Origin of the sequence: Mesorhizobium sp. M1399 (genome assembly GCF_040317735.1) — a bacterium.
In the GTDB taxonomy this organism is placed as follows: Bacteria; Pseudomonadota; Alphaproteobacteria; order Rhizobiales; family Rhizobiaceae; genus Mesorhizobium.
Genome location: NZ_JAMYKZ010000035.1, coordinates 1 through 26,107, shown reverse-complemented (window position 1 = coordinate 26,107; position 26,107 = coordinate 1). Strand labels below are relative to the sequence as shown.

Here is a 26,107-nt window from a genome sequence, read left to right as displayed (position 1 = left end):
CGCGAATGGTTCGAGGCCAAGACCCAGTTCGCCGTCGTCTTCGGCGAAAGGTTCGTCAGCCAATGACGAAACCGGCCTCGCGCACAGAATTCCCGACAGTTCCAACACTTAGGCCACCTTAAAGGCGACCACCCGCTGCCGGCCCTCTCCCGGGCTTTCAAGGGGGTGAGGCATGGTCAGCATCGTAGCTATACGCCCACTCGCATTTCCGGCAATTCCCGCTTCTTGAAATGGCAAAAGGACTTCGCTCCTTTCGACAAACCTGTGCTTCGCTACAAAGTATCGCGCATAGGCGAAGCGCGTCATGGATCGCGGTGTGCACGTTGCGGCTAGCAGCAGCGTCGCCGACCCCATCAGGGCCAGCAGCTTCAAATGGCTGCATGAACAGGCACCCAACCAATGCGCCAGAACAACGAATTGCCTCTTTCAACGGGAGCCATCCACAGAACACATCGCCAGTGAGCACGCTATAGGTCGCGGTCGCCAACGGCCTTATGGCTCGCATTGGTTGATTGGACCAGACGCCAACAGGTTGCCGGACCCTTCAAGCGCCATGCCTGATCTGACCGAACCCGCAAGTGTCAGGATGCTGTGAGCCAATCGCGGAGAGTGGTGGCACTTGCCGTAAGCTTCCTCTTCTGAATGAGAGTACACGCTGCTGACATGACCGGCGATGCAGTGTCAGAAACCCGCAAACTCGGCTGCCTTCCTTCTGAAGGCGGCCGGCGCCTCTGGGGGCGTGGGGTAAGAACGCTTGGCGGCGCCGGCCTGGCGGGTTGGGGTCCGCCACGTGAATAGTAGCGAGCTTGGCGTTTCAGGTAATTCCGCGATCGCGGAAGACGCGTCTACGCGTCCCCATCCGTTTTCGTCGATCTCCCGCCTTGGCAGCTAGGCGTTAGTTTCCAGCCACTCGCGCAGCACGATCGTAATGAGACCCGATCCGCCGATTTCCATTTCGGCCGCTATGCACTACAAAGCGCCGCCCCCCGCAGGGGCGCGCTTGACGATAGCAGGACGAAGTGACTGGCGTTGATTCAATAACCGCGCGGTTTGGCCTTCGGCTCTGGCGAGCTTTCCGACGGGTTTGCAGCCAATTTTGCAGATCGCCGATCTTTTACCCACAGCGACTTTCTTCTTGCCAGTAAATCGTGGCGATCGCCTTCAGCGGTCGCTCGGCTATGCGTCGCAGCAATGGCATAGTCGGCTCTGTTGGTTCGATAGTCCTCTTCTTTTTGCACAGTCATCGTTTGCTCCCAGTTCGTGGCCCCTCTTTTGCCCTACCGGGGAAATTAACTGCCGGTGCATTCCGCGAGTCAATCGATTAAATAATGCACTCTGCAGTCGCGCCTACATCTCATTGTTTTCGATGATGCCGGCTAGCCGTCGGGCAGTTTGGGCGCGGGCGAAGGGGGACGTCTTGAGCCTCGCGCAGGCCCTACCATTCTCGCGTGGAATGGCTCTGGCTCGGCTTCGCGGTGGCTGCGGCGAGCACGTCGGCCGTGTATCGTGAGGCAGTTATTGGCGATGCGGCAATGGCGAATTAGTCATGGCAATGGCTGTGACCGGAAGCGCTCGCTTATGCGCTGTGCTGGAATGCACATGAAGTATGCGCGTGCGCGCCGCTTCGTCGATCTCTCGGCCTTCGAGGAAGTCGTCGATCTGATCGTACGAGACACCATATGCATCTTCGTCCGGCCGAAGCGGAACGAGGTTCTCCAGATCGGCGGTCGGGATCTTGTCAACAAGTTCACACGGAGCGCCCAGATGCGCTGCCAAAGCGCGAACCCTGCGCTTGTTCAACCCGGAAAGCGGAAGAATGTCGGCGGCACCATCGCCGAACTTGGTGAAGAAGCCCATCAATGCCTCAGCCGCATGGTCGGTGCCGATGACCAGCCCTCGGGTGGCGCCGGCGAGCGCGAACTGGGCGATCATGCGCTGACGCGCCTTAATGTTGCCAAGCAAGAAATCCTCGCGGCCGGCATCGCCGAGCTCGACACTGGCCAGCTTGATCGAATCCAGCATCGCGTCGGCAGCCGGCTTGATGTCGACCCGGTGCACTTCATCCGCTCCTATGGTGTCCAAAGCTCGCTGGGCGTCCTTCTCGTCCGCCTGAGTGCCGTACGGGAGACGAACCGCCACGAATCTTGCCTCGTATCCCGCCTTTCGCAGTTCCTCGACGGCCCGTTGAGCCAGAAGGGCCGCGGCGAGTGAATCCACTCCGCCGCTGATCCCCAGCACATACGCACTGAGGCCCGATGCACGAAGATAGGTGACGAGAAAGTCCACGCGCCGGCGCGCTTCCAGCGCGACATCGAAACTCGGAGTGACGCCCAACCCGTCGATGATCATTTCCTGTTCCGTCATGCGCAGTGGTGCTCCTGATGTCACAACATTCCGTCCAGCCGCGCGGCCAGGAGGTCGGCGGTGGTCACCGTCTCGACCTGCATGCCGTAGCGGCTCTCATAGATCGCGAGCATGGCATCGTGGGTCGAGTCAGCTCCGGAACATACCGCATCAGCCACGATGACCACCCGGTAGCCGAGATCGATCGCCCCCATCACAGTGGCGAGCACGCAAACCTCCGTCTCCGCGCCTGACACGATGAGTGAATCAATGCCCGCAGACCGCAGGCGAGCATGCAGTGACCCGTGCCAAGCGGACATGACGGGTTTGTCCTCCAGCAAAGCGGGCGGCACGAACCGCGCCAGTTCCGGAACAAGATCAATCAGCTGAGGATCGAGCCGATCGCGGGTCATCGTCCCCCACTTGTGATAGTACCGCCGCCAGGCGCCGACTGCGTCGTCGGGAGATTGAGGGGGAATAAACCGGGTGAAGATCGTCCGCGCCGGATCAAGTTCGACGAGGGCGACGACATTGGGCAATACACGCTCCATCCACGGCGTGTGCCATTCAGTCGCCTCGGCAAACATCCGTTGCATGTCGACGCAGAGGTGAACCCAGCGCTCACGAAGCGGTCCAAACCGCAGGGCTCGGTCCAATTTCGTCAAGGCCCGACCGCCTCCCTGACAATGCTCTGCGCCTCGGACTTGTCCTGATGACCCACGATCTTCGCTTCCTTGCCTTCGGCGACTTGGCAGCCGACGAAGTAGTCCTCGATATTCTTGAGCTTGTTCAGTGGCATGTAGGCGAACTCATATGGTGGATGCTCCTGGTGCAGCAGGAGCGGTGCCGCCAGGCGGTTGTTGCGTTTGGCGGTTCCCCGCTCGACACATCCGCCGCGATTCCTCCGAGGACGCGGCACCGCAGCAGTGAGCCCATCGGAAGATTGGGATCCGTAAGCAGCGACATTTTTCATTGGATCACCTTCGTCAGCTTGCGTCGAACCGAGAAGCCGAACGAAAAAGGCAACGCGAAACCCAAAGTGAGCAGTTTCTTGGCTCGCAACATCCTGGTCTCAGCATCGTGGGCGTTCTGCGTCCGGCCTTCTTGGGGCGTCTCAACCGCAAAGCTGTAGCCGCCGGCCGCGTAGAGAGAGATATTGTCGATTGACTCGTTCATTTCGGGATAATCCGGTTCGACCATCCGTGTTCCTCGTGGTTCAATTGAGCTCGATCCAGGCCGGCGCATGGTCGCTTGGCTTCTCCCACCCGCGAAGCTCGACATCCACGCCGGCATTACGCAGCCGGTCGGAAAGAGAGGGGCTCACCAGGAGATGGTCCATGCGCAGGCCGGAACTCCGATCGAAGCCGCCCCGGTAGGAGAAATTCCACAAGGTGTAGATGCCCTTCTCCGGATGGATGCGCCGGACGGCATCGATCCAGCCACCTCTGAGCATTTTGGCATAGGCCTGCCGGCTCTCCGGGAAATAGACCGCATCGCCCAGCCATCGCCTCGGCACCACGGCGTCGATTGGGGTTGGAACGACATTATAGTCGCCGCAGAGAACGCTTGGTGCCCCGTCGTCGAGCAAATGCTGGCCGTAGCTGATGAGACGATCGAACCAGCGCAGCTTGTAGTCGAACTTTGGGCCAGGCGCTGGATTGCCATTGGGCAGGTAGAGGCAGCCTACGACTATCCCATCTACCTCGGCCTCGATATAGCGGCTGTGGGTATCGTCTGGATCGCCCGGTAGGCCGCGTCGACGTTCCACCGGCTCGATTCGGCGAGCGAGGATTGCCACACCGTTATAGGATTTCTGGCCGTGCCAGATGGCGCCGTAACCCGCCTCTCTGATCGCATCGACAGGGAACTTGTCGTCCGACGTCTTCAATTCCTGCAGGCAAATGATGTCGTAGTCGGTTTCGCCCAACCACTTCAGGAGCACAGGCAGCCGGCCGTTGACGCCGTTCACATTGAAGGTGGCGATGCGGGTCATGTGCATGCCCCCTCATGAGATACTGGCGGCGACCGGCGCGCAGGGGGGCGTGGCCTATCCCGTTGCGCTGAACCCCCAGCTCTTGGTATCGCCAACTTCGCCGGCATCCTGTGCGGCCGAGGTTCACTTCTTGCCCAGCTCGTCTTCGACCTTCTTGCGACTGTTGCCGAGCGACTTCACCGCCGATTTGACGTCAGCTTTGCTGGCGCCGGTTTTGCCCGCCTCGTACTTCATTTCATGATCCTGCCCACCAGCGACCCTGGCACGGTCCTGATTGCGTCCACGTGTTGTTCCAGTGCTTGCCATTTCTTCCTCCGAGGATTGCCGTTCCAGTCCCAACAACGCAGCCGGACTCTTCCGGTTCAATCCTTCGACGCGCGGGCCATGGAACCGAATCCAGGCCGGGTTTGTTGAATCAGCCCATGTATTCGAGGCCCTCAGTCGACCAGGCGCTCACCGACGACGCCCCCGAGCTCGCCGCCAGCCTGCACGACTTGGCCGACCAGCTGCACACCCCCTGCCCGCCAGCCTGAGCGACCGCGTCGTGCGGCGCAGGCCACCGACCTCGGCCGGGTCGCCAGGGATACCTGGCGCGGCGCCGCCACCGGCGACGCGACAATCCCCGCTGGCCTGGCTGGCGCCCTGGTCACCGATGCATCCGGCATCGGCGACGTGCGCGACCTGATCCACGAAGGCTGCGCCTATCTCGACGGCGCCGCCTATGACCCGGTCATCCTCGGCCTCGCCGCCGTCGGGCTCACCATCGCGGTCGTCACGGTGACCATCCTCGGCGCCACCACGCCGGCACGCGTCGGGGCCACGGTTCTCAAGGCCGCCAGCAAGGGCGGCCGGCTGTCGAAGCCGCTGCGCGGCGAATTGGTGCGGCTCGCCGGCGACGCCGTCGATGGCGAGGCGCTGCGCGCCACGGTGACTCTCGCCAGGGCCGGCGATCTCGCCGCCGCCTGCGCCACGCTTACGGGCGTGCTGCGCCCTGCCCCGTTGGCCACCCTGCGCACAGCCGCCGCCGACCTCCTCGGCATCGTCGCCAAGGCGCAAGGCTACCGCGCCACGGCGGATGTTCTGAAGCTGTGGACATCCGCGGCGGACATGGGCCGGTTCACGCGCCTGTCGGCGCGGTTCGGCAGGGGTTCCGGGGCCTCCTCGCCGTGCTCGGCGCCTCGGCGCTGACGCTCGCCGGCCTGACCGTCACGCTCACCAGTTAGCTGGCTGGCCTCGGCCGTGCTGTGGGCCCTGCTCTACTTCAGCTGGCGGCTCCTGCGCCGGCTGGGGCGGTGAGCTACCCCGTGGGGGCTGTCTGCCTGGCTGTCTGCCCCCACACCCCCGAGGATATTGTAGGACGGTTAGGATCCTGTTTTCGGAGGTGTCATGGCGCGGAGACGGGCTGGCAGGCGGGCGATCAGCTCGCCGATCGGCACGCCCGGCCGGGGGTCGCTAAGACTGGCACGCTGCATGGCCTCAAGGACGGGTGTGGGTCTCCGCATCGTCGACGCTCGAGCCGCCTTCAGCGGCCGGCACCTGACCACGCGCGCTGTCAGTCGGCTTCGCCGGCATGGAACAGGGCTCCACCAGGCGTACCCCAAGCCCCCGCCCAGCCTGGCGCGACGCGTGACCGCCCGCCGCGCCTCGCGCTCGGCGGGATTGTCATTTCCGCCGCGGTGCCCTTTTCCGCCTTGTAAGGGCGGTATCCAGCGACGAACATTTTCTCCACGCTGCTAAGGAGCGATATGACAATCCTTGCGGTTAACTTCCAAGCGATACCCGACTCCCCTCTCTGATCTGGGAATCACTTTACCAAATCAATGCGTTTCCACACAGGCTGGACCCAAGGCGGTCGCCATCAGTCAGCAGTAGACCTGCCCAAGCTCCGCCCGACCGAAGAATCCGTGTGTTGCGGCCGCCTTAACGCCGGATGTGAGCGCCGCATCTACCGATCGCGACTTCGCCTACTACGCTCACTGCCGCGGGCTTTTCGACGGGCAACTCTAAGTTCGGCGAGCGTTGGCCTCCACCAGCCTCTGAAGCGTTCGGTCGGCCCGGCGGATAGCCGAGCGGGCCATGTGCTCACAAGTTCGGCCAGCGTAGCCGAACGCCACCTGCCCCAAACGAAGTCGCCGTTCGCAGGCATTGCGCGGGGGTAGAAGGCGGCTACGTCGGATAGCTCAACCAGTTCACCGGAAATTTCAGTGAAGACGACAATCCCGTACTGCTCGGTTGCGACAGCGCGGCCCAGAGTAGGTAGATCTTGAGCTGGCAGCGGATAGCGATGGCGCCGGCGTTCAGCAGCCCGCTTTTGTGCGGCTTTATATGCTTCGGTGTTCCTGGCGGCTGCTCGTCGCCGTTTCCTCTCCTCCGGTTCGGCATGCTGCGCAGCTTTTTCGATGCTTGGCCATCGGCGCCGTAGCTCTTCATATGAGCGGAACGGAACTCTCCAAGCCCGCAACTCATCGTCCCAACTCGCCCACGGAACAGCGCGCAATTCTTCAAGCACGGTCCTCGAATAGGAGGTGCGAATGCGGAGGTCGTCCGCGACCTCCAGATACTGGCTCGATATTGGGTCGAAGGCGAAGGCATCGCGTCCCTTGCTATCGTCATGGGGCGCCCGTAGCGCTGCCTCTTGCGCCAGCCAGCGGTCGATCCGCCGGGCCGCCGTCTTGCCGGGTACGAACCAGCTGCTGCGCTCGTCGCTCCATCTGGCACGCGGAAAGGTTTGCTGAAACCGCTCGATCGCCATTCGATCGAACGAAAAGCGGGCCTCGGCACCACGTGCATCCTTTTTCTGCGGCGCGGGACGAGCGTTGGATTCCGTCATTGTGCATCAACCGAGTTCGCTGCACGGAACGCAGCGCCGGCCCTAAAAGTTCACCAGCCTGACGGACTCCGCGGAATATGGCGCCTGAAGTGATCCCCGATGCTCGAGACCGGCGAAGTGAATCTTTTCCCACGCTCGGCGGTTAGGGAGAGCCGAGAGGATGACCAATGTCTAAACCAGATGGGAGAGCGGCTTGCGGCCGTGCGGCCGATAAAAGCTCGTTCGTGGCAACCGTGGTGCCGAGACGTTGGCTAGGCGGACGCAGTCACCTTTCCGGAGAGCCGGCAAGCCTACGCCGAAATGCTGGGTAACGGCTGGATTGATGCCGTCCGCCGCATCCCTCCACAGAAAGGCATCTACACGTATTGGAACTTCTCCTACCGGGGCGGTTATGATCGGAGTTCCGGCCTCCGGATGGATCATCTCCTCGTGAGCCCATCACTTTCGAACAGGTTACGTGATGCCGGCGTGGACGCTGATTTGCGAGGTTGGCAAAAGCCGAGTGATCATGCGCTCGCCTGGATAGAGCTCGACCTCTGCGGCAAATAGTTGAGTGATCCATTGTTCGGCTAGGCGTCTTCGCCGACTGCTGACAAAAATCCCTGCCGGGAATTTCGTTTCCTGCCCTTGATCCTCACGCTGCCTTTCTGACGGCCGCCCTGAACGGACGGTCAATGGTGAAGGCATCTGGACGGATGGCTGCCTCAACCTGGCTCCAGGTCACGGGATGAGCGATTGGGAAGCCAGGTCGCGCTCGTGGGGAGAAGGCGCCGACCGCCGTGTTGCCGCGCCCATTGCGGAGGTAATCAATGAAGATGCGGCCCTTTCGGGCTGCCGGTGCGGCGGAGAGCAGATAGCGATCAGGATGAGCTTCAGCGAGGCGCTTGGCGAACGACCGGGCAAGGAGCCGGGCATTGTCGTGCGGGATCTTCGTCGCAAGTGGGGCCATCAGGTGAATTCCCTTGCCGCCCGTCACCTTCGGCCAGCTCTCTAGGCCTTCTGCTCCCATGATGTCGCGGAGCGCTAGCGCGGTCCGGATGACCTCATCCCACTCGACCCCCTCACCCGGGTCGAGGTCCAGAACGATGCGGTCGGCATGCTCGATGTCATCAACGGTGGCATTCCAAGGATGCAGCTCTACAGCATCCATCTCGACCAGCCCTAGCAGGCCGGCAAGGTCGTCCACCCACACGCGCACACCTTCGCCACCCTCGCGCTTCTGAACGCGCAACTGATGCACTGCTGGCGGGATCTTCGGCAGCGCGCCCTTGTGGTAAAAGGTTGCGCCGAGAGCATGGCGGACCAGCTTCAGCGGTCGGTGGCCGAGATGGACGAGTGCGTGATCGGCAACCCTCTGCCAATAGCGCGCAAGCTCTTCTTTGGACGGCGAGACCGCCTCGGGCAGCAGTTGCAGGATGTTCTCGCTGGGAACGCCATATTCCCGGGCTGGCCCACGTCGCTTTGATGGCGCAGGAGGCTTGGCCGGGATCGCCACGAGGTCTTCTCGCAGACCCTTGAACACGGCTTCACGCAGCACGCCGCGATCTGTTACGCCACTGAATTGCACCTCGGCCAGCACGTCCGGTCTGACCCATGTCGCCTTCGGTTTCACGATCGGCTCTGACAGAGGTGATTTGTTGATGATCAGCGGGTCAAGCCGCTCTCGAACCAGTCGCGCAGCGCTCAAGGTGTAGCCGCTGCGAGCCTTGCCGGCATAGAGCAGTCGGTCGCCCTCGCGGCGGCCTATGTAAAGCGATGCGATACGGCGCGGGTGAGCGCCGAGCTTTTCCACGAAAGCGACAATGGGGAAGGTGTCGCTCTTGATGCACTTCACCTTGAGCCAACTGGTCTGGACGCCCGAGCGGTACGTGGCATCGGTGCGCTTGGAGACAATCCCCTCCAAGCCCATTCGGCAGGCATGTTCAAACACGTCCGTGCCGCTCACCTCCAGATGCTCGGCATAGGTCAGTGTCGGCGCTGAGTTCTTAAGCAGCTTCTCTAGGGCTGCCTTGCGCCTCACCAGCGGCTGCTGTCGTAGATCGCGCCCGTTGAGGTGCAGCAGGTCGAACGCGTAGAAGATGAGCCTCGCCGAGTCTGGATTGCCCAACTCCCGTTCCAAGGCTTGGTAATCCGGCAGGCCGCTGTCGCCGAGAACGACAGCCTCCCCGTCGATGATCGCCGCCTTCACCGGCAGACCCGCCGCTGTTTGAACAATTCGTCGGTATCGATGCGACCAGTCGTAGCCACGACGCGTGAAGGCCCGCGCTTTACCGCCCTCAATGATCAGCTCGGTGCGGTAGCCGTCGTATTTGATCTCGTGAAGCCATTCGCCGCCCTCGGGCGCATTCTCGACCAGCGTGGGCGACTGGAACTCAATGAAAGAGAGCTGGCCATCCCCAGCTTTGGAACTCATGGCACACTCCTGACCTTCCACCCAAACCTTGCGGCCAGTGAATAGGTTCCGCAACAGGGCTGGCCGGAGGAGTAAGGCCCCGAGCCGGTTTACCCGATCCTCGCTCCAACCGGGCGTGGTTGAGGGAACTCTTAGTTAAGCCGTCGCTTATGTACGAATGTCGCTCCATTGGTTCTCTCCGCCGGTCTCCGTAAGGACCACCCGTCCTGGCATTGCTTATCAGTGCAACAACGTCGAGGGAGCCGCCGAGCAACTGTTGCAGTGGACCAAGCGTGGCCCCAAGTGGCACAGCGCAGTGCAGCTCTGCATGGATGCCATGATCGATCAGGTGAAACCCGAAGTGGTCCGCAGGGCGTTTCTCGAAGCGGCCAAGGAAGAGGGAAACCTAGTGCATCTGCGACCGAAAGCCCTACTCTTGGTCGGGCACGAACCTAACAAAGAGCATCGTCGGCTCTGCAGCGAGGCGGCGGTCGTAGAACTGGCAAGCGAGGACCATTGACTTGCCGACTACCGCTGCGCCTTCAACGATAGTCAAGCTATCCGGCATTTAAGCTGACTTGCAGGGGATTTTCTCGGGCCTTCTCACTATCGATAATTACCTCTTATCGATAGCGATCAGACCAAGGCTTGACCAATCTGCGGAATCGGCGCTATCGTGGTGCAGAACCGTGTTTGTCGTGCATGGCTGGGCTCAGCGCGACGCGAGTCGCATAGCGCGCTACAGCACAGCAAGCTCCTACGAGGACAAAACAATGACCATCACGGTGAAAATTGGCGAGGCCAAAACCCACCTTTCGGAACTGCTCGCTAAGGTCGAGGCCGGTGAGGAGGTGATCATTTCGCGCGGCAACGATCCCATTGCCAAGCTGTCCCGCCTTCCCCAAAACCAGGATCTGGGCGCCTTGATCGAAGAGGTCCGCGCCGCGCGGGCCCACGCAAAACCTGTCACCACCGAGGAAATTCTGGCCTGGAAGCATGAAGGCCACCGTTACTGATGCGTCTCGTCCTGGACGCGTCCATAGCCGCGGCCTGGCTGCTGCCGGAGGAGCACAGCGCGGTCGCCGAGACCCTGGTTGCCGGCCTGACGGGGCGATCGCCCGTGCCGTCGCTGTTCTGGCACGAGGCGCGCAGTGTCGTGCTGATGGCCGAGCGGCGTAGCCGCATCGCCGCAGGCGAAGCGGCCACCGCCATGGCACGGCTGCGCCGATTGCCGCTGGAGGACGCCGGCGGCGGGTCGGACGGCGCGGTGCTGGCGCTAGCGGCCGCGCACGGTCTCAGTGCCTATGACGCCGCCTACCTTGCGCTGGCCATCGAAACCGAGTTGCCGCTGGCGACCCTCGATCGCAAGCTCGCCGTTGCCGCGGGCGGCAAGGGAGTCCGCATTTTCGGACCGCTCGCCAATGGCAACTGACCTCGTCGCTCGGCCACCTGGCAATGGTGTTCGACGCGCCGAGGCGCTCGACGCATTGGATTCGGTGCTGCCCTTCGACCGGCGCGATCTTTTGGCCGAAATCCTGACCGACGACGATGTCGCAATGCTGCGCCACCTGGCCAAAGAAGGCATCGGCGCAAACTCTCTCCGCGCGCTGGCCTCCGACCTTGGCTATCTCGAGGCATGGTCTTTTGCCGCCACCGGTTCTCCGCTGCCCTGGCCGGCGCCGGAAACGCTTTTGATCAAATTCGTCGCCCACCACCTGTGGGATTCTTCCCGGCGCGAGAGTGATCCGACCCATGGCATGCCGGCTGACATAGCGGCGTCGCTGGTAGCCCAGGGCCTGTTACGGGTGACAAAAAGACCGCATGCGCCGTCCACCGTGCGCCGGCGCCTGTCGAGCTGGTCCACCTTGACCAGATGGCGCGGACTTGTCGGAAACTTCAACGCGCCGGGGCTGCAGAGCGCCATCAGACTGGCGGTGCGCGCCGGCGCCCGGCCGCGGAACCGCAAGAGCAAGAAAGCGGTGACCGCTGACATTTTGACCGCCCTCCTGAAGGCCTGCGCCGGCGACCGCCTCGTCGACATGCGCGATCGCGCGCTGCTCATCACCGCCTTCGCCTCGGGCGGTCGCCGCCGCAGCGAGGTTTCTGACCTCCGCGTCGAACAGCTCATCGAAGAAGAGCCGGTGCCCGCGGATCCCAAGGATTCAGAGGGGCAAAAAATTCCCTGCCTAAAAATCCGGCTCGACCGGACCAAGACGACACAGGCCGATGGCGACGCTTTCGTGCTGCTCGTCGGCCGGCCGGTGACGGTGCTGCGAGCGTGGCTCGAGCGCGCCGGCGTCACTGAAGGCGCCGTGTTTCGCAGCATCGACCGCTGGGGCAATCTCGAAGCGCGCGCCCTGACGCCGCAGGCCGTCAATCTGATCCTGAAGCGCCGCATCGCCGAGGCCGGGTTCGATCCGCAAGCCTTCTCCGCCCACGGCCTGCGCTCCGGCTATCTCACCGAAACCGCACGCCGCGGCATTCCGTTGCCCGAAGCCATGCAGCAGTCGCAGCATCGCTCTGTGCAGCAGGCCTCGAACTACTACAATGACGCGGAACGCACGCTCGGGCGGGCGGCGCGGATAATCGTCTGAGTCGCAGATCGATCCGACCCTTGCGGCGCGCCCAGAATCTCAAGAGTCGCCGCCGGCGATAGCCTGCCAAGACTGTGACTGTCACCCACGCTTGCCCTGGGCACCCGTAATGGAAATGATCGCGGGCGCTACCGTGACGAACAGGATATAAGGCTCTCTGGCAGCAAGCTGGTTGAGGGAAGCCCCACCGTCATGAAGCCAATGAACGAAGAGCACCTCGCGGTCCTACGCAGGCACATGGTCGAGATGATTGCAATCCATACCGACCTTGCAAGCGAAGAACTCGGCAAGGCGGCGCTCGATGAGCAGGTGATGGCAGCGATGCGGCGAGTGCCGCGGCATCTCTTCGTGCCAGCCTCGGTTGCACCTTATGCCTACCAGGACATGCCGCTGCCGATCGGCTTCGACAAAACCGTCTCGCAGCCTTTCATCGTCGCTCTCATGACCGATCTCCTCGCGCCGCAACCGCACGAGGTAGTGCTCGAGATCGGCACCGGCCTAGGCTACCAAACCGCAATCCTCGCGGACCTTGCCGGGCAAGTTTGGAGCGTCGAAATCATCGAGGAATTCGCAAGCCATGCCGAGGCTCTCCTGCAGGGTCTCGGCTTCTCCAATGTCGGCATTCGTGTCGGAGACGGGTCTCGCGGCTGGCCTGAGCACGCCCCATTCGACAAGGTCCTGGTCACGGTGGCGGCTGAGCGGACACCGCCGGCCTTGATTGAGCAGCTCAAGCCGGGGGGACGCCTGGTTCTGCCTGTGGGACCTGAAGATGTGCAGTTGCTGACGGTCATCGACAAGGATTCGGCAGGGCAACTGAAGACTCGCAAACTCATCCCGGTTCGGTTCAGCCGGCTCGAAACGGTCTAATGAGGTGCGACAACTGGCGCGACCGCGCGTTTCCGACCGTCAATCAGATGCCAGCCTTCCGCGTTTCTTCGCCCTTGGTGAACGCGAAGAAACGGTAGAGTCGAGGTGTGGCGCAATGGCGGTAGGTTGAACATATCTGTTTGCCGCCCCTTCGTCTTGTCCTGCCTTTATTGATTCAACCTTGGCTCCGTTTCCACACCCCGCTCATCGAACCGGACCTGCAGATCTCCCGCATCCGGCTCTCGGACAAGTACTCACGCCTTCAGCCACGACACGCCACGTCCAAGTCGGGTCAGACGTACGAGCCCGAAGTGCTCGTAAAGATGCGAGTCTGGATAGGCTCCGCCCTTGCTTCGTGCAGGCTAGCTGCTGCTGAGCAATGATCTCACCACACTTCTGCTTGGCGTAGATCGTCTCGCCGAAGCCGGAAGACTTGACCGCCTGATGCTTGCAACCCCTTGATCTAAACGCAGTCTACCTCATTCGAACAGACGAGGACAGTAGGCCATGCTGCCTCTACCGTGGGTGGTCCTTCTGTCAAACTCGTGCGGGAGAAATTATTGTAGGTTGTGCGGAAATTGAAGCAACATGCAGACACTGTTGCAGTTCATACGCTCGTATCCCGTGGGGGGGACATTGTCGAACAACGATTGGGGGAACAACGATTTTCTCGGTGTTACCGCAAAAATTTACAAACCCCATTCCGTGATATGCCGCCAGGATGACCACAACGATGGGATATTCATCGTAAAATCGGGTTGGGCCCTCCTTTATCGCGGACTACTGGACGGAGAACGGCTGATCATCGACACTCCTCTGCGGGGGGACATTGTCGGTTTCCGTTCCGTGGACGGACCCTGTTTAGCGTCCCTCGCGTCCATAACCGAACTTGCTGTTTATGAAATTTCCAGCAAGGAACTGATAGAGGCCATTTTGTCGGAAGGCAGCCTCGGGAAGAAGATCGCCTGCTCCCTGGCCCGACTGAACGCCATCCTTGCCGAACATCTCATGAATGCCGGGCGGCGGAACGCGATGAGCCGCACCGCCCATTTCCTGCTCGAGTTGGAGGAGAGGCTCTCGATCGTTGGCCTGTCGGCCGATGGAGGATATGATTGTCCCCTTACCCAGCATGAATTGGCCGACATCCTCGGAATGACCACCGTTCACCTCAACCGAACGTTGAGGGAACTACGCAAGGCTGATCTCGTCGCTTTTAAGGCAGGGCATGTAGAGGTGATCAACCGCAAGAAGCTGGTCAAAACAGCCGGATTTGACAGCGAGTACCTCAGGTAAAGGTTATTCCCTCTAGCTCGGGTGCAACTGTCTCTAGCGGGTCGTTCGCGTCGCCCCTGCGGCGCGGTGCTGGGCGGCAGCGCCCATCAGCAAATTTCTGTTGGAAGACGACAGCCCGCCGTCGCTGGAGCAGTTCCAGACGATGTTTCCGGGCGACTGGTAGTGCGCGGCTTACCTGGCGGGGTCGCAGTATATCTTGACGATGGCAGCCGCAAAGGCCCGATTATGACCGACGGCAACCATGGCCTGTCACATGAGGAGACCGTGCTGCCGAACTACGTGCAAGCTGCCCATACACTACGGCAGATACCGACGGGTGTTCTCGGACCTCCGCTGGGGCACCGATGCCTCGAGCTGCGTCCTGATCATGCCAATATCCACCTTCAAGAATTCTCGTCTACAATCGCGATGAACTACCGATCCCCCCTCGAATGGCTGCTGGGGCTGGGGTCGGCTAAGCGGTCCCATTCCTGAGAGTGTCATCATCGCCAACCCAGTTAATCAGCCTCCGTAGACGTATCCCACTGCTTGGCATTCCTTGAGCGGTCGGAAATCATTTCAACGGTTGGCGCATGGCCAAAGAGATTGAATCTCGCCGTTCCCGCGCGTCACGATCGAACTCGCGGGACCTTCAAGGCAGGGTGACGCAGTCTCGACACGTGCCCTCTCAGGCGAGACCGTCGACGAGGAATCTACCAAAAATTAACTTATGTTAGAGAACGCTTATAAATAGAGGATACGCTGCACAAGCTGTTCTCGCTAGGAGCGAAGAACTGCTGAAGACTCCCGAGCTGGGGTGGGCCTCACGCTTCACGAGGCTGGGTATTGATACACAGGTATTGATACACAAGGGCATTCAAACATGGGGCTGGGTATTCAAACTTTCAGATTGCGAGAGAATGGGCCGTTTTGGCAGCCGCAAAGCGGCTTGTGTGCGAAAGATCGGGGATTGATATGGGTTCCACAGCAGGACAGCACCATTACACTTCGGCCAATCGGTCAGGAGTCCCGTCCAGCGGAGCGGAAAGCGTCCACGGCCAAGCAGGCAGGGGATGCCTCCTTATCCTGGACGGAAGGGCCCTGGACCGCGAGTGTCTCGCATCGGCCCTCGCGGACCACGAACTCGGCATGGAAATCGCCGCCATGGGTTCGATCGATCAATGGCGCGTGAAGAAGGGCTCGGCCCCTCCCCTTGCAGCCATTCTCTTCAACCTTGGCGGCCGGAAGGTCACCGATCATGGCATCGCAGATGAGATTAAGCATATATCGTCCGAATTCAAATCGGTCCCGGTGGTTATCCTGGCCGACACCGAAGATCTTGCACACATACTGACCGCTCTCGAATGCGGCGCACGCGGCTACATTCCGACCTCGGTCGGAATCGATGTCTGTGTCGAGGCTATCAACCTTGCGGCAGCGGGAGGCATCTTCGTCCCGGCGAGCAGTGTCCTTTGCATGCGCCACCTGATAGGTTCAGACAGCCGCGACACGCAGCCTTTGAAAGGCATGTTCACGCTCAGGCAGGCCGAGGTCGCCCAAGCGCTCCGGCGCGGAAAGGCGAACAAGATCATCGCTTACGAACTGAACCTGCGCGAAAGCACCGTGAAGGTCCACATCCGAAATATCATGAAGAAGTTGAAGGCGACCAATCGCACGGAAGTCGCCTACAAGGTCAACGATCTCTTCGCGGAAGGAACTCTTGCTGAAGCGTATCCCAAGCAATAAGACTGCCCGCCTCCGGTGAATCCTGGCGGGCCCGTGTTTGTGAAAGTCGGGGGATCTCCGTTGCAGTGAATGGCATCCGGGAGCCGCCCGAGACACAGCGGCCCCTGCCCCGATGCGGTTGGTTGCCCCGAGCCTCCTGATAGTATGCTGTAGGGGGATTTGGCGGGGTGCTCCGAAACGCGCGGCTTCGTTACGATGATCTTGTTCTGCAGTCCTCTGGAAAGCTGTTCCAAGGGCGCGGTGTCACAGGCAGTGGTCCGCCTCCTCGGGCTTCCACCACAAGGGCTAACCGAGACCTTATAGAGAACGCGTAAATCCTCAGCCGAGCATGTAGACCTTGCTGCCGGAATGGAGGTCCGCATGTCTGAGCAAAGCCTTCGTTTTCGCAAATCCGTCCCTGCACGAACGCGGCCGTGAACTGATCCCGGGCGGCAGCCACACGTCGGCGAAAGGCGAGGACCAGTATCCCGTCCTCGCGCCGGGCTTCCTCGAGCCCGTTGGGGTGCAACAGTACGTCGAATACGAGATGCCGCAGAAGCTCTCCACGCTCGTCCCCACCGGCAAGCCGGCGCAGACATACCGTCCCCTGTTCCCTGCAAGACATTCAGGCGTGGAGTGCCCATGCCGTCTCTCGTCGTGGCTACACCCGCGACGAGGCGGCTGTCATGAAGACGATAGAGCGCCGACGGTGCACTGGCGGTGATGGGCACGACCTCACTTCGGTTGCGGACCAATAAGATGACGGCCGTCTGACAAACGGGTGTAGGTCCCGCCGGTGAGGGTATGCATCAGACACCGGGCCGAAAGGCTTCGCTGGGACCTGCATCGGCACGCAAAGCCAAAAAGTTCGCGCCGACAGGAGACTGGCCTCGCGGTCGACGGCTTGAAATGCACTTCCGCCAGGTCGGAAGCTGACAGCAAATCGGGTTAACTTCCTGCCACTGAATCCGCCGATCCATCTGCAGTGTCGGGGAAAGTGTGTCTGGCCACCCATCTTATGGCTTCTTCGATCGTATCGAAATTCTTGTGCTGCCCGCTCAGCAGCCCGAACCCTGTCTCGAGGAACCATTTGCCCTTCGTGGAGTAGGCTTCCTCGTCGATCTGAGTAAGGACCGCGACGAGTTGGTCCCATTTCCACACCAGAACGCCGGATTCTCCACCCTCGACCGTTCCGATCCGGGCTTTCTTGAACGAAAATCCAGGAGCAATGTTTTCTTTGCCCACTTTGATGAATCCCTCAACTTCAAAATGGATAGTAAAAACGGTCGGCTCGAAAGGCTAGTTCTGTACTGTCTTTCCTTGTAGATGTCTTTGTGCCGAACCGCTGTAGAGGAATTAGTTAGCACATCGCCCGGTGAGTTCAAGTCCCGCTCGATTTTTCGATGGTCTCCCGGTGAGTTTTTTGCGAGAGAATGTGTGAAACTGCTTCGGACCGTGAAAGCCTCGGCGAAATGCTCGGTGCCTGGCATTCCATGTCACGCAACCTCGCAAGCCCAGCGAGTGTCTCGCGGTCGAACCAGTCCTTGGAGCGCTGCGTTCCGAAGTGCTTGTTGAGGAACTCGATCTTGCGTTCCAGCACGTCGGCCGCGAGCGGCACGTAAGGCATTGGGCTGGCAAAGGTCGCCGTCCCATTTCGGGATCGTATTCGAGCACCAGATGATCGCGGAAGACGTTCCAGGTCAGTTGGTTGCACTCCCGGTGGTCCTGATGGACGTCGAACCTGGCCGGGTTAACACCACGTCGCGTGCGGCAGCACAATGCAGGTATCACCAGCCCGAAGGACGATACGTCAAGACGGGGTGGCGGTCACACCGGATGAATGGTCATGAGAAGGTGATACTCCTTTTGTGCTTCAAGTAGCTCTTGCGGATGGTGAGAAGGCTGAGTTGCCGTCCTTTCGGTCCCCGACGGGCCATTGCCGGACGCTGGAGTAAGCATGCCATGGTTCATCGCCCAAACTGCAGCCTGTGTACGGTTGCGGACCCGAATCTTTCGAAGGATGGCCTTGACGTGTACCTTCACTGTAGCTTCGGCAATGTTAATTTCGCGCGCGATAGCTTTGTTAGACTCCCCTTCGATTAGGCGACGTAGAATGCAGTTTTCCCGATTTGACAAAATTGATAGTTCTTGATCCTCATGCTCCACTTTAACAACCACCTTTGCTAACTCGTCAGCTACCACGTCATGTTTTAGACCATGCCTTATATCTTGAATAAACGTCGAAGTTTCCGCAGGTAACACCGTTTGCCCAAGCATAACCAATTCGAGAGCTTTGATGAAGGTATCGTAAGCAGCGATCTTTGTCAGATACCCGTCAGCCCCCGCACGAAAAGCTGAGACTATGTCGGCCGTGCGACAGTGATTAGCTAGCGCAACGACATGGCTGGCTGGGTAAATCGCCTTAAACTCAACAATTTGCGCGAATTCAGCTTCCGCATCAGCACCGCCGATATCTATGATTAGCAAGATCGACCGGTGACGCGGCAGCGGCTTCTGCAAAAGATCGTTAACAGAAGCCGAAGAGAAAAGAATACAAAAATCTTCTTCATTCAGGATTCGACTTAGACCTTCTCGAAGTAACTCGCTCGGTCCGACAAGCACGGTTATGAAAGATTGCCTTGTCATCATCGCTTCTCACCCGGCGTGATTGGGATACACCCGTCGATTAGGCGCTCCAACCGCACAGTTTCTTTTTTACTTTACGCCAGGAAAACCGTACACCAAAATACCCTCTTTAGGCGTAGGGCAGCATCATCGAGGCGTATCCCGGATCTTCAGCCTGGGGCTTTTTGGTCAAGAACCCGAGCTCGTGGTTTCACCGACTCAGCCCATCGTGGCAAAGGATTGCGCGGCCGCGAGGATTACCGGGGCTTGGTTTCCGGCGGGCCGATGAAAGGAAAACATGGGACGGCCCGTCCGCTATGGTTACCTCGATATGATTGCCAAGATTGACGGCTTGATCGATTCGCGCCTTAATTCATCTGACGCGTCAAGCTGTGCATCAGGTCATCCACGTAGCAGGGCGCAGAACCACGGCGCCGGGGGAACGCGGCGGCAGGAGCGTCAGGGTGATGTTGTCCGGCACCTTGAGTTTCGGCGTCACATGCCATCCGGCCTGATCAAGATGAGCACCGCATGCGCGCCGTCGTCGACGCTCCGGCTGATCTCGGCGAGGTGCTCCCGCATCGCCTCGGTATCACAATAGGGAAAGGCCCGCGCCCTTCCCTTCCGGGGGCAGACGGCCCCGCAGGTCGAACCAGTAGGGGAGTTTCACACAGTAGCTTTGCCAGTTGCTGCGAGTCCAGCAAGGCTCGGCAGGCGTTTCCAGTGTTCGGCGATGTCGCGAAGGCGCTCTCACCATATTGCGCTGCAAGCTGCCCCCGCCGCGTGACGAATGCGGGAAGCCGTTGCAGTTGCTCACGCCGATGGCAGCGTGCAGGTCGGTCAGGCGGTAATTGTAGCCGAATTCAGGATAGCCCTCGTAGATCACCTGATTCGAGCCGTGCCTGACCGCGTCGGTAACGCTCATGCTGTGTTGGCCGACGAGCATGCATGACCTTGCCTCCTGCTCCTCGGGGGTAAGTTCACGCGTGATCCGAGATACTAGACGACGTTTGCAATTCGACGTAGGCACAAGCTTGAACGCAGCGCCAATCGCCCGGGAGAGTCTCAGTATAGCCTTATCCACGCCGTATTATGGTCATGAAGGTTAACATTATATCTCCAGATGGAATTTCTGGTTGTATTGGCAGAATTTCGTTAGGACGATAGATTGTCGATGAGCGTCCTGAGAGATACTTATGATGATTAAATCTAACTGGAGAAACACATGAGATCGATGAATTACAACAAGGAAATACTGTTGACACACTCGGAATGGTTGAACAACTCACGCGCGACGACGGAGGCCGCCGAGTGACGACCGAGGCTCCCATTTCCACCGCTTCCGCATCGACGGCAACCACGCAGCCGGCGCAGGGTCTTACCTATACCACCACACCGATCCAATCGGAGTACGACGGCCAGGTGATTGAAAATCTTGACATCTACGTCACCAACGGGGACGCGGTCACGATTACGCACGACAATGTCATCCTGCGCAATTGTCTTATTCATCACGTCGAGGGCGACGGGGTGATGGTATCGGGCGCAAACGGTGTCAGGATCGAGAACACCGAGATCATCAACGCCGCCCCCCCGGCGGGAATCGACCCCGAGACGAGCCCAGACATCAACAACATCAAGGCAGAAAACGCTTCGAACCTGACCGTTCATAACACGACGGTGCGGGAAGGCTCGACTGGCATCTATCTCGTGAACTCGCCCGGCGCGAGTCTTTCACACGTCGATGGCTACGACTTCCATGGCCCAATGCCGCGCGGTCAGTTCGTCCAGTTCAACAACTCGGGCAATAGTTCGCTAACCGACTTCTATGCCGTCAACGACGCCGGCAGTTCGCATCCTGAGGACATCGTCTCGGTATACGGCAGCCCGAATACGACGATCTCAAATGGGGTGATCGACGGTAACAACTCTCAGACCGGCGTGGCCGTCATGTTCGAGAACGGATCGACCGGCGGGAGGGTGGATCACGTTGACGCCATCCATCAGGGCAATGGCGCGTTCTCTTCCTACGCGAGCGATGTGACCTTCGATCACACGAGGTCGTTCGACGGTATCGATGAGGATCAAGGCCGCGGGGTTCCCTCGTCGAATGGACTGATCTGGAATGTAAGCTCCGGTGGGGTCAGCATCCTAAACTCGACCTACACCAACCCTGGCAATCCCAACAACATCATTTGGGACGCGTCAAAGGCGGTCGTGGCCGACGTGCACGAGGATCCCACGGCCACCCCAGTGGCACACGTCGATAACCAGTTCACCTGGGACTACGCAGCGGATAGCTCGACCGACACTGTCACGGACGCGAGCGTCACTCCCCCAACCACTAGCACGACGGAGACCGGGTCTGGGACCGGGACTGTCGCTCCTTCCGGCAGCACCAGCGATGGCACGTTGTACGGCACCAGCGGCGCCGATATACTCCACGGAACCAGCGGCCACACCATGATCGGCTATGGCGGCAACGACACCTACTATGTCGACAATGCCAACGAGAAGGTCGTTGAGGCAGTGGGCGGCGGCAACGACAGTGTGATCGCCTCGGTGAGCTATGCGCTTTCGGCCAGCTCGGAGATCGAGCATCTGGCCACCAACAACCCGTCCAGCACGAAGGCGATTTCCCTCACCGGCAACGAGTTCGCCCAGACCGTCCAGGGCAATGCCGGCAACAATGTCATCAATGGCGGGCTCGGCCCCGACGTCTTGACCGGTTACGGAGGCCACGATGCCTTCTCGTTCAATACTGCTCTTGGAGCCGGCAATGTCGATAAGATCATCGACTTCAAACGCTCCCAGGACACGTTCCATCTCAGCGATACCGTTTTTACCGGGCTTCAGCCGGGAGGGCTTCCATCCAAAGCTTTCTTTGTTGGTACAGCCGCGCATGACAGTTCCGATCATATCATCTACGACAGTGCAACCGGGGCGCTCTCTTTCGACAGCGACGGAGCCGGCGGCGCATCTCAAACCCAGTTCGCCACCCTTTCCCCACATCTCTCGCTCGCCGCAGCCTCATTTTATGTGACCTGAAGGAACGCGGGGCTGCCGTGGCCAGATAAGGACTGGATAAACAGCACCTCAAAGCCATGATCCCGAACCGAAGTCAGCTTACCAAAGGCGGGAGTCCGGTTTTCGGAGAAGATCACGCTCAATGGAGTTCCATCCCGATGTCATCGGGATGGAACGGACTCGACCCGTGAGTTTTCCGTAGTTGTCCATGCGGACCGAACCGAGGAGACTGGACTCACCAAGCTTGCTCTCACCGGAGGGTACTAAATGAACATCCACAAGAATGCCCGTCTGACGCCGTGGCGTCGAGAGGAACTGGCTCTTTCGGTCATCGAGCGACGTCTTTCCTAAGCCTTGCGGCGCAGGCCTATGCTGTGTCGAAGCGAGCTGGCCTGTGATGCTGCTGTGGCATCGATGTGCCGGTGGTCGACCCCAACCTGGCTTCGACGTGAGATCGGCGTCGTCTTGCAAGAGAACGTGCTCTTCAACCGGTCCATTCGCGAGAACATCGCGCTCGCCGATCCGGCTATGCCATGAAGCGGGCATCGCTCGCCGGCGTTCACGATTTCATCCTGGAGCTGCCCGAGGGCTATGACGTGCGACTGCGTCATTGCCGGCGCCTGGGTCGCCGGCGTCGCGATTGCGCTACATGGCTTCTCGTCGAACGGATACTCTGATCCTTGAAGGAGCGAACGCCTCGGCACTGAGACAAGTTCGTGCAATTCCGAGTTATTCAGGCGGGCATTACGATCCGGTCGGATCGCTAAAGGCCCAGATCTGCGTAGCGGGTCGGGAACAGCTCTATCGTCACTGGAGGAGCCGCCGATTCCGCATATGCGCTGCGGCAAGCTTTATAGTCGCAGGAGACCGGTGCTTGCTTCTCTCCAGTCAAACGCGTCCGCTTGCGGTGCGGGAGCACCCGTCTGTCGGCCAATTAACCGCCTGGCCGGCTGTTTCCTCTCCTAACCAGCAGTAAGGCAGATGCGCGGGCATCCAGAGCCCATAGCCCCGCCTTTTCCACGCCAGCCTACCCGATCGTACGATCGTACTTCGGCTCTCGTCGACATCTTGCGCCATCGGGAGCCGTTCGTAGCACGCCGTCAGGCCGCTTTGGGAACGGCCGCACGGTAGCGGCCGGGGGCTGGGAATGGAGCCGCTATCCGGTCATGGTGCACCGGTATCCGCTGTCCGCGCGCAGCGCCCATGCGCGCCTGGAGCGCATATTCCAGGAGAGCCGCCCATTGCCGGACTCGTGCGTCTGCCTGACGTCAGGGGTACGGTTTCCGTCGAGAACCATTTCGTCCTCGCCCCGGCACGAACACGCCGGTCGTCATGGGCGCGACGTTCACGCTGAAGACTTCGCTTGTGGGTGCATGGCCGCCGGCGCAAGGGTGCGTGCGACGCGATGGCGACGATCTGCGCCATTATGGTCCGGACCAACTCGGCACCGCGCTCCAGGATATCGAGCTGTTCTCCGGTTGCGTGCGCGACAACATTGCGCGCTTCCGAGCGGACGCGGCCGATGCGCAGGTGATCGAGGCGGCAACACACGCCTCTGCGCACGAGATGATTCCAGCGCCTCCCCAACGGATATATGACCGACATCGGGGAGGATGGAGTCGGACTGTCGGGAGGGCAGCGGCAACGGGTCGGTCTCGCGCGAGCCCTGTTCGGCAAGCCGAGCTTTGTCGTGCTCGATGAGCCTGATGCCAATTTGGACGGCGATGGCAATCGAGCACTGGTCCAGGCCATCGAAAGGCTGCGGAGAGACGGAAAGACCGTTGTAATCGTGACCCACAGGCCGAACCTCCTGTCCGCGGTGGATCGAATGATCATTCTGCAAGACGGACGGGTAGCACAGATGGGCCGTCGGGAGCAGTTGCTGCCATCGCTCGTTGGCCCGAATGTAGCGTCGACACCGCGGCGGCCTGTCTGGGACGGCGGGCGCGCCGGACCGCCGGCAGCAGCCGCGACATCTCTCATGCGGCCACGCGCCGATGCGTAGCCAGCCGAGTTCAACGATGACGCCTGACAACTCAAAAATTGCCCCAACGATAGCGCGCGGTCGCGAGCTCCTGCGGACTGCCCGCTCGACGGCTGCCTCAGTTCGTATAAGCACAGTGGGGCTATCGGCGCTCCTGCATGCAGGACGAGTGGCGCGAGCCCCCTCCGTGCGGATTTCCGAACAGCCGGGTTTTGCCGGCACAACCCACGAGCCATCTCACGCAAACCTCTCCGGCGACTGGCACAAGCCCGCGCGGATCGGCCTTGGCGTCGTCGTGCTGACCTTCGGTATCCTCGGCGGATGGGCCTCTCTGGCCAGCCTCGACAGCGCGGTTGTCGCTTCGGGTACAGTTGTGGTCGAAACCGACCGCAAGGCAGTTCAGCACCTTGCGGGCGGCATCGTGGGTGATGTTCTCGTCTCGTCCAACGCGCATGTGACCGAGGGGCAGGTGCTTGTGCGTCTCGACCCTACCGAGGCACGGGCGCAGGGCGAAATCGCGAGGTCCACCGTCTTCTCGCTGCTTGCCCAAAAGGCACGGCTGCAGGCGGAACTGGACGAAGCCGAAATGGTCACCTTCCCGCGCGAACTCACGCGGGCTTCGAGCGCACCTGTGGCCCTGGGCGCGATGGAAGACCAGCTGCGACTGTTCGACAAGCGCCGCTCGGCCCGCACGAACGATGTTTCCATCTTGGAAGAACGCATCGCCCAGTCCGAACAGAAGATTGAGGCCGTGCAATCCCAAAGGGAGGCAGTCCGCTTGCAGATCGAGAGCATCACGGAAGAGTACGACAAGCTGGTGCCCCTGGCCAACAAAGACATTATTCCGATTACGCGGCTGACCACGCTCAAACGGCAAAAGGCCGACCTCCAAGGTCATCTTGGGGCCCTCGTTGCCGACACCGCGGGTGAGCGCCACTCGATTGGCGAGGCGCGACTCCGGATTGAGCAAGTCGGGCGTAAGGCCTTCGAGGAGGTCTCGGCACAGCTTGCCGACACCAGTGCCAAGCTCGCCGACGCAGGCGAAAAGCTGCACGTGGCCGATGACGTGCTCGACCGCACCGAAATACGCGCTCCGCGCTCCGGGCGCGTCGTAGGTTTCAGGGTCCACACGATAGGAGCCGTTGTTCGCCCCGGCGAGACCTTGATGGAGATCGTCCTCGATGACGACACTTTGATAGTCTCGGCGAAGATGTCGCCGGTCGACATCAACAATATAGTCGAAGGCCTTCCTGCCGAGATCCGACTGCCTTCCTTCAATGCCCGCTCAACGCCGATCGCGATCGGAGAGGTACAGGCCGTTGCTGCCGACGCGCTCCAAGACGAAGTGACGCGCGAACCCTACTACGAGCTGAAAGTTTCGGTGCAAGTCTCTCAGTTTCCTAAAGAGGTCCGCGCGAAGCTCAGGCCCGGCATGCCCGCGGAGGTTATAGTCGCTACCGGCGAGAGGACCGTGCTTTCCTACCTGACTCAACCGCTGACCGACGCCTTCCGCCTCGGCATGCGAGAGAACTGAGCCCATGGCACTCGCCGGCACCCTGCGCTCGACCTTCCTCTGATAAGATCGGGACAGACTGCAGTTCGGCCGCACTGCCGCACCGATACCCGCCGAGACGCAGGTATGGGGCTCTTGCATGTGTCTTTAAATCGTACCCGATCTAGAGAGCGTTTCATGGTTTGACGGAAGCGTAGCCAGCATTTGCGAAGTAGTTGTCGCATTCGTTCGGTTCGATGGTTGCGACGAGGGCGCCGACGTGACGCCAGGTGTCCTCGACGGTGCGTTTCTGGCATGCCGCATCCAGTGTTTGATCTTGGCGAAGGTCTGTTCGATCGGGTTGAGGTCCGGAGAATAGGGCGGCAGGAACCAGAGCCGGGCGCCCGCGGCCTTGATGATGTTCCGGACGGCCGCGGATTTGTGGCTGCCGAGATTGTCGATGATCACGGTGTCGCCGGGCTTGAGGAGTGGCGCCAACTCCTGTTCGAGATTGGCCCGGAAGCATTCGGCGTTGATTGGGCCATCGAAAACGCATGGGGCGGTGAGTTGGTCGCAGCGCAGCGCACCCAGGAAGGTCAGGGTGCGCCAGTGGCCATGCGGAGAGAAGCCGCGCAGACGCTTGCCCCTCGCCCCCAGCCGCGCAGCGGAGCCATGTTGGTCTTGATCCAGGTCTCGTCGATGAAGACGAGCCGTCTGGGATCGAGGCCGCCGTGCCACGACCGCCAGCGCTGGCGTCTGCGGGCTGTCAAGCGTCTCAACGGCGAGATCAAGCGCAGGACCGGTCGTCGGCATCTTCCCCAATGACGATGCCATCGTCCGCCTCGTCGGCGGCGATTGGAGGAACTGTCGGGAATTCTGTGCGCGAGGCCGGTTTCGTCATTGGCTGACGAACCTTTCGCCGAAGACGACGGCGAACTGGGTCTTGGCCTCGAACCATTCGCG

General features: G+C 60.7%; 24 protein-coding genes and 2 pseudogenes. 11 read left to right on the top strand and 15 right to left on the bottom strand.

From position 1 onward, the window contains the following. Window positions 1–1,034: 1,034 nt before the first annotated feature. From NKH05_RS31655 to NKH05_RS31620, 8 genes are all read right to left on the bottom strand, one after another. Window positions 1,035–1,244 (bottom strand): hypothetical protein, encoded by a 210-nt coding sequence (locus tag NKH05_RS31655; protein WP_084643038.1) that lies wholly within the window; start codon window positions 1,242–1,244, stop codon window positions 1,035–1,037. A 271-nt stretch (window positions 1,245–1,515) separates the two neighbouring features. Continuing rightward, window positions 1,516–2,364: an NAD(+) synthase gene (gene nadE, locus NKH05_RS31650; protein ID WP_352548619.1), complete on the bottom strand. Its 849-nt coding sequence runs from the start codon at window positions 2,362–2,364 to the stop codon at window positions 1,516–1,518. A gap of 20 nt (window positions 2,365–2,384) precedes the next feature. After that, window positions 2,385–3,008, bottom strand: a complete 624-nt coding sequence (locus tag NKH05_RS31645; protein WP_352592174.1) for a cysteine hydrolase family protein — start codon at window positions 3,006–3,008, stop codon at window positions 2,385–2,387. Continuing rightward, on the bottom strand, window positions 3,005–3,316 hold the full coding sequence (locus NKH05_RS31640) for a hypothetical protein (RefSeq protein ID WP_352592171.1): 312 nt from the start codon (window positions 3,314–3,316) through the stop codon (window positions 3,005–3,007). Before NKH05_RS31640 ends, NKH05_RS31645 begins: the two co-directional genes overlap by 4 nt. Further along, entirely contained in the window at window positions 3,313–3,543 is a 231-nt protein-coding gene (locus tag NKH05_RS31635) for a hypothetical protein (RefSeq protein WP_023722182.1), read from the bottom strand. Before NKH05_RS31635 ends, NKH05_RS31640 begins: the two co-directional genes overlap by 4 nt. Before the next feature lie 16 nt (window positions 3,544–3,559). Further along, the gene (gene xth / locus NKH05_RS31630; protein ID WP_353026960.1) at window positions 3,560–4,336 is read right to left on the bottom strand and encodes an exodeoxyribonuclease III; all 777 of its coding nucleotides are present in this window, start codon (window positions 4,334–4,336) and stop codon (window positions 3,560–3,562) included. 123 nt (window positions 4,337–4,459) lie between these two features. Continuing rightward, window positions 4,460–4,642, bottom strand: coding sequence for a DUF3606 domain-containing protein (locus NKH05_RS31625; protein WP_031195005.1), 183 nt, complete (start codon window positions 4,640–4,642; stop codon window positions 4,460–4,462). Window positions 4,643–4,773: 131 nt separating this feature from the next. Next, the gene (locus NKH05_RS31620; RefSeq protein WP_352592164.1) at window positions 4,774–4,986 is read right to left on the bottom strand and encodes a hypothetical protein; all 213 of its coding nucleotides are present in this window, start codon (window positions 4,984–4,986) and stop codon (window positions 4,774–4,776) included. A gap of 22 nt (window positions 4,987–5,008) precedes the next feature. Here NKH05_RS31620 and NKH05_RS31615 point away from each other — a divergent pair, with 22 nt between their 5' ends. Continuing rightward, window positions 5,009–5,524, top strand: coding sequence for a hypothetical protein (locus NKH05_RS31615; RefSeq protein WP_352592161.1), 516 nt, complete (start codon window positions 5,009–5,011; stop codon window positions 5,522–5,524). Between the two features lie 757 nt (window positions 5,525–6,281). Here the strand turns inward: NKH05_RS31615 and NKH05_RS33250 are convergent. After that, on the bottom strand, window positions 6,282–7,166 hold the full coding sequence (locus tag NKH05_RS33250; RefSeq protein ID WP_502913296.1) for a hypothetical protein: 885 nt from the start codon (window positions 7,164–7,166) through the stop codon (window positions 6,282–6,284). 634 nt (window positions 7,167–7,800) lie between these two features. Further along, window positions 7,801–9,579 (bottom strand): DNA ligase D, encoded by a 1,779-nt coding sequence (gene ligD / locus NKH05_RS31605; RefSeq protein ID WP_353026956.1) that lies wholly within the window; start codon window positions 9,577–9,579, stop codon window positions 7,801–7,803. Between the two features lie 157 nt (window positions 9,580–9,736). Between ligD and NKH05_RS31600 the strand changes: the two genes are divergently transcribed. From NKH05_RS31600 to NKH05_RS31570, 7 genes are all read left to right on the top strand, one after another. Further along, window positions 9,737–10,078: a DUF982 domain-containing protein gene (locus NKH05_RS31600; RefSeq protein ID WP_353026954.1), complete on the top strand. Its 342-nt coding sequence runs from the start codon at window positions 9,737–9,739 to the stop codon at window positions 10,076–10,078. A gap of 253 nt (window positions 10,079–10,331) precedes the next feature. Continuing rightward, window positions 10,332–10,574 (top strand): type II toxin-antitoxin system Phd/YefM family antitoxin, encoded by a 243-nt coding sequence (locus NKH05_RS31595; RefSeq protein WP_031195006.1) that lies wholly within the window; start codon window positions 10,332–10,334, stop codon window positions 10,572–10,574. Then, a complete protein-coding gene (locus NKH05_RS31590) occupies window positions 10,574–10,990 on the top strand; it encodes a type II toxin-antitoxin system VapC family toxin (protein ID WP_353026952.1) in 417 nt (138 codons plus the stop codon). Before NKH05_RS31595 ends, NKH05_RS31590 begins: the two co-directional genes overlap by 1 nt. Beyond that, complete coding sequence (locus NKH05_RS31585) at window positions 10,980–12,152, top strand: site-specific integrase (protein WP_353026950.1); 1,173 nt, start codon at window positions 10,980–10,982, stop codon at window positions 12,150–12,152. The genes NKH05_RS31590 and NKH05_RS31585 overlap by 11 nt, the downstream gene beginning before the upstream one ends. A 192-nt stretch (window positions 12,153–12,344) precedes the next feature. Beyond that, complete coding sequence (locus NKH05_RS31580) at window positions 12,345–13,019, top strand: protein-L-isoaspartate(D-aspartate) O-methyltransferase (RefSeq protein WP_353026948.1); 675 nt, start codon at window positions 12,345–12,347, stop codon at window positions 13,017–13,019. A gap of 588 nt (window positions 13,020–13,607) precedes the next feature. After that, complete coding sequence (locus NKH05_RS31575) at window positions 13,608–14,312, top strand: Crp/Fnr family transcriptional regulator (protein ID WP_353026946.1); 705 nt, start codon at window positions 13,608–13,610, stop codon at window positions 14,310–14,312. A 954-nt stretch (window positions 14,313–15,266) separates the two neighbouring features. Beyond that, on the top strand, window positions 15,267–16,037 hold the full coding sequence (locus NKH05_RS31570) for a response regulator transcription factor (RefSeq protein WP_502913295.1): 771 nt from the start codon (window positions 15,267–15,269) through the stop codon (window positions 16,035–16,037). A gap of 927 nt (window positions 16,038–16,964) precedes the next feature. Here the strand turns inward: NKH05_RS31570 and NKH05_RS31565 are convergent. The 4 genes and pseudogenes from NKH05_RS31565 to NKH05_RS31545 all read right to left on the bottom strand — a co-directional run bounded on the left by NKH05_RS31565 (window position 16,965) and on the right by NKH05_RS31545 (window position 19,587). Further along, on the bottom strand, window positions 16,965–17,261 hold the full coding sequence (locus tag NKH05_RS31565) for a hypothetical protein (RefSeq protein WP_023722200.1): 297 nt from the start codon (window positions 17,259–17,261) through the stop codon (window positions 16,965–16,967). A gap of 203 nt (window positions 17,262–17,464) precedes the next feature. Further along, window positions 17,465–17,753 (bottom strand): annotated as a pseudogene (locus NKH05_RS31560) (PIG-L deacetylase family protein); the annotation flags it as partial. Between the two features lie 90 nt (window positions 17,754–17,843). Then, a complete protein-coding gene (locus NKH05_RS31555) occupies window positions 17,844–18,665 on the bottom strand; it encodes a LuxR C-terminal-related transcriptional regulator (RefSeq protein WP_353026944.1) in 822 nt (273 codons plus the stop codon). Window positions 18,666–19,233: 568 nt separating this feature from the next. Continuing rightward, window positions 19,234–19,587, bottom strand: coding sequence for a hypothetical protein (locus NKH05_RS31545; protein ID WP_502913294.1), 354 nt, complete (start codon window positions 19,585–19,587; stop codon window positions 19,234–19,236). Window positions 19,588–19,913: 326 nt separating this feature from the next. Between NKH05_RS31545 and NKH05_RS31540 the strand changes: the two genes are divergently transcribed. The 3 genes from NKH05_RS31540 (at window position 19,914) to NKH05_RS31525 (ending at window position 25,186) form a co-directional block, all read left to right on the top strand. Further along, window positions 19,914–21,689 carry a right-handed parallel beta-helix repeat-containing protein gene (locus tag NKH05_RS31540; RefSeq protein WP_353026942.1) on the top strand — a complete coding sequence of 592 codons (1,776 nt, stop codon included), beginning with the start codon at window positions 19,914–19,916 and terminating at the stop codon, window positions 21,687–21,689. Between the two features lie 1,573 nt (window positions 21,690–23,262). Then, window positions 23,263–23,673 (top strand): ATP-binding cassette domain-containing protein, encoded by a 411-nt coding sequence (locus NKH05_RS33245; RefSeq protein ID WP_502913293.1) that lies wholly within the window; start codon window positions 23,263–23,265, stop codon window positions 23,671–23,673. A 166-nt stretch (window positions 23,674–23,839) separates the two neighbouring features. After that, complete coding sequence (locus NKH05_RS31525; protein ID WP_353026940.1) at window positions 23,840–25,186, top strand: HlyD family type I secretion periplasmic adaptor subunit; 1,347 nt, start codon at window positions 23,840–23,842, stop codon at window positions 25,184–25,186. A 154-nt stretch (window positions 25,187–25,340) separates the two neighbouring features. On the opposite strand, the pseudogene NKH05_RS31520 reads toward NKH05_RS31525, so the two are convergent. Further along, window positions 25,341–25,908 (bottom strand): annotated as a pseudogene (locus NKH05_RS31520) (IS630 family transposase); the annotation flags it as partial. Window positions 25,909–26,107 lie beyond the last annotated feature (199 nt).

Excerpts from the sequence above, each read along its gene's own strand:
- NKH05_RS31585 (WP_353026950.1), top strand. The coding sequence starts at position 10,980 with ATGGCAACTGACCTCGTCGCTCGGCCACCTGGCAATGGTGTTCGACGC.
- NKH05_RS31555 (WP_353026944.1), bottom strand. The coding sequence starts at position 18,665 with ATGATGACAAGGCAATCTTTCATAACCGTGCTTGTCGGACCGAGCGAG.
- nadE (WP_352548619.1), bottom strand. The coding sequence starts at position 2,364 with ATGACGGAACAGGAAATGATCATCGACGGGTTGGGCGTCACTCCGAGT.
- xth (WP_353026960.1), bottom strand. The coding sequence starts at position 4,336 with ATGACCCGCATCGCCACCTTCAATGTGAACGGCGTCAACGGCCGGCTG.
- NKH05_RS31625 (WP_031195005.1), bottom strand. The coding sequence starts at position 4,642 with ATGGCAAGCACTGGAACAACACGTGGACGCAATCAGGACCGTGCCAGG.
- NKH05_RS31595 (WP_031195006.1), top strand. The coding sequence starts at position 10,332 with ATGACCATCACGGTGAAAATTGGCGAGGCCAAAACCCACCTTTCGGAA.
- NKH05_RS31580 (WP_353026948.1), top strand. The coding sequence starts at position 12,345 with ATGAAGCCAATGAACGAAGAGCACCTCGCGGTCCTACGCAGGCACATG.
- NKH05_RS31575 (WP_353026946.1), top strand. The coding sequence starts at position 13,608 with ATGCAGACACTGTTGCAGTTCATACGCTCGTATCCCGTGGGGGGGACA.
- NKH05_RS31545 (WP_502913294.1), bottom strand. The coding sequence starts at position 19,587 with ATGCTCGTCGGCCAACACAGCATGAGCGTTACCGACGCGGTCAGGCAC.
- NKH05_RS31600 (WP_353026954.1), top strand. The coding sequence starts at position 9,737 with ATGTCGCTCCATTGGTTCTCTCCGCCGGTCTCCGTAAGGACCACCCGT.
- NKH05_RS31640 (WP_352592171.1), bottom strand. The coding sequence starts at position 3,316 with ATGAAAAATGTCGCTGCTTACGGATCCCAATCTTCCGATGGGCTCACT.
- NKH05_RS31540 (WP_353026942.1), top strand. The coding sequence starts at position 19,914 with ATGGTTGAACAACTCACGCGCGACGACGGAGGCCGCCGAGTGACGACC.
- NKH05_RS31590 (WP_353026952.1), top strand. The coding sequence starts at position 10,574 with ATGCGTCTCGTCCTGGACGCGTCCATAGCCGCGGCCTGGCTGCTGCCG.
- NKH05_RS33250 (WP_502913296.1), bottom strand. The coding sequence starts at position 7,166 with ATGACGGAATCCAACGCTCGTCCCGCGCCGCAGAAAAAGGATGCACGT.
- NKH05_RS31655 (WP_084643038.1), bottom strand. The coding sequence starts at position 1,244 with ATGACTGTGCAAAAAGAAGAGGACTATCGAACCAACAGAGCCGACTAT.
- NKH05_RS33245 (WP_502913293.1), top strand. The coding sequence starts at position 23,263 with ATGACCGACATCGGGGAGGATGGAGTCGGACTGTCGGGAGGGCAGCGG.
- ligD (WP_353026956.1), bottom strand. The coding sequence starts at position 9,579 with ATGAGTTCCAAAGCTGGGGATGGCCAGCTCTCTTTCATTGAGTTCCAG.
- NKH05_RS31635 (WP_023722182.1), bottom strand. The coding sequence starts at position 3,543 with ATGGTCGAACCGGATTATCCCGAAATGAACGAGTCAATCGACAATATC.
- NKH05_RS31570 (WP_502913295.1), top strand. The coding sequence starts at position 15,267 with ATGGGTTCCACAGCAGGACAGCACCATTACACTTCGGCCAATCGGTCA.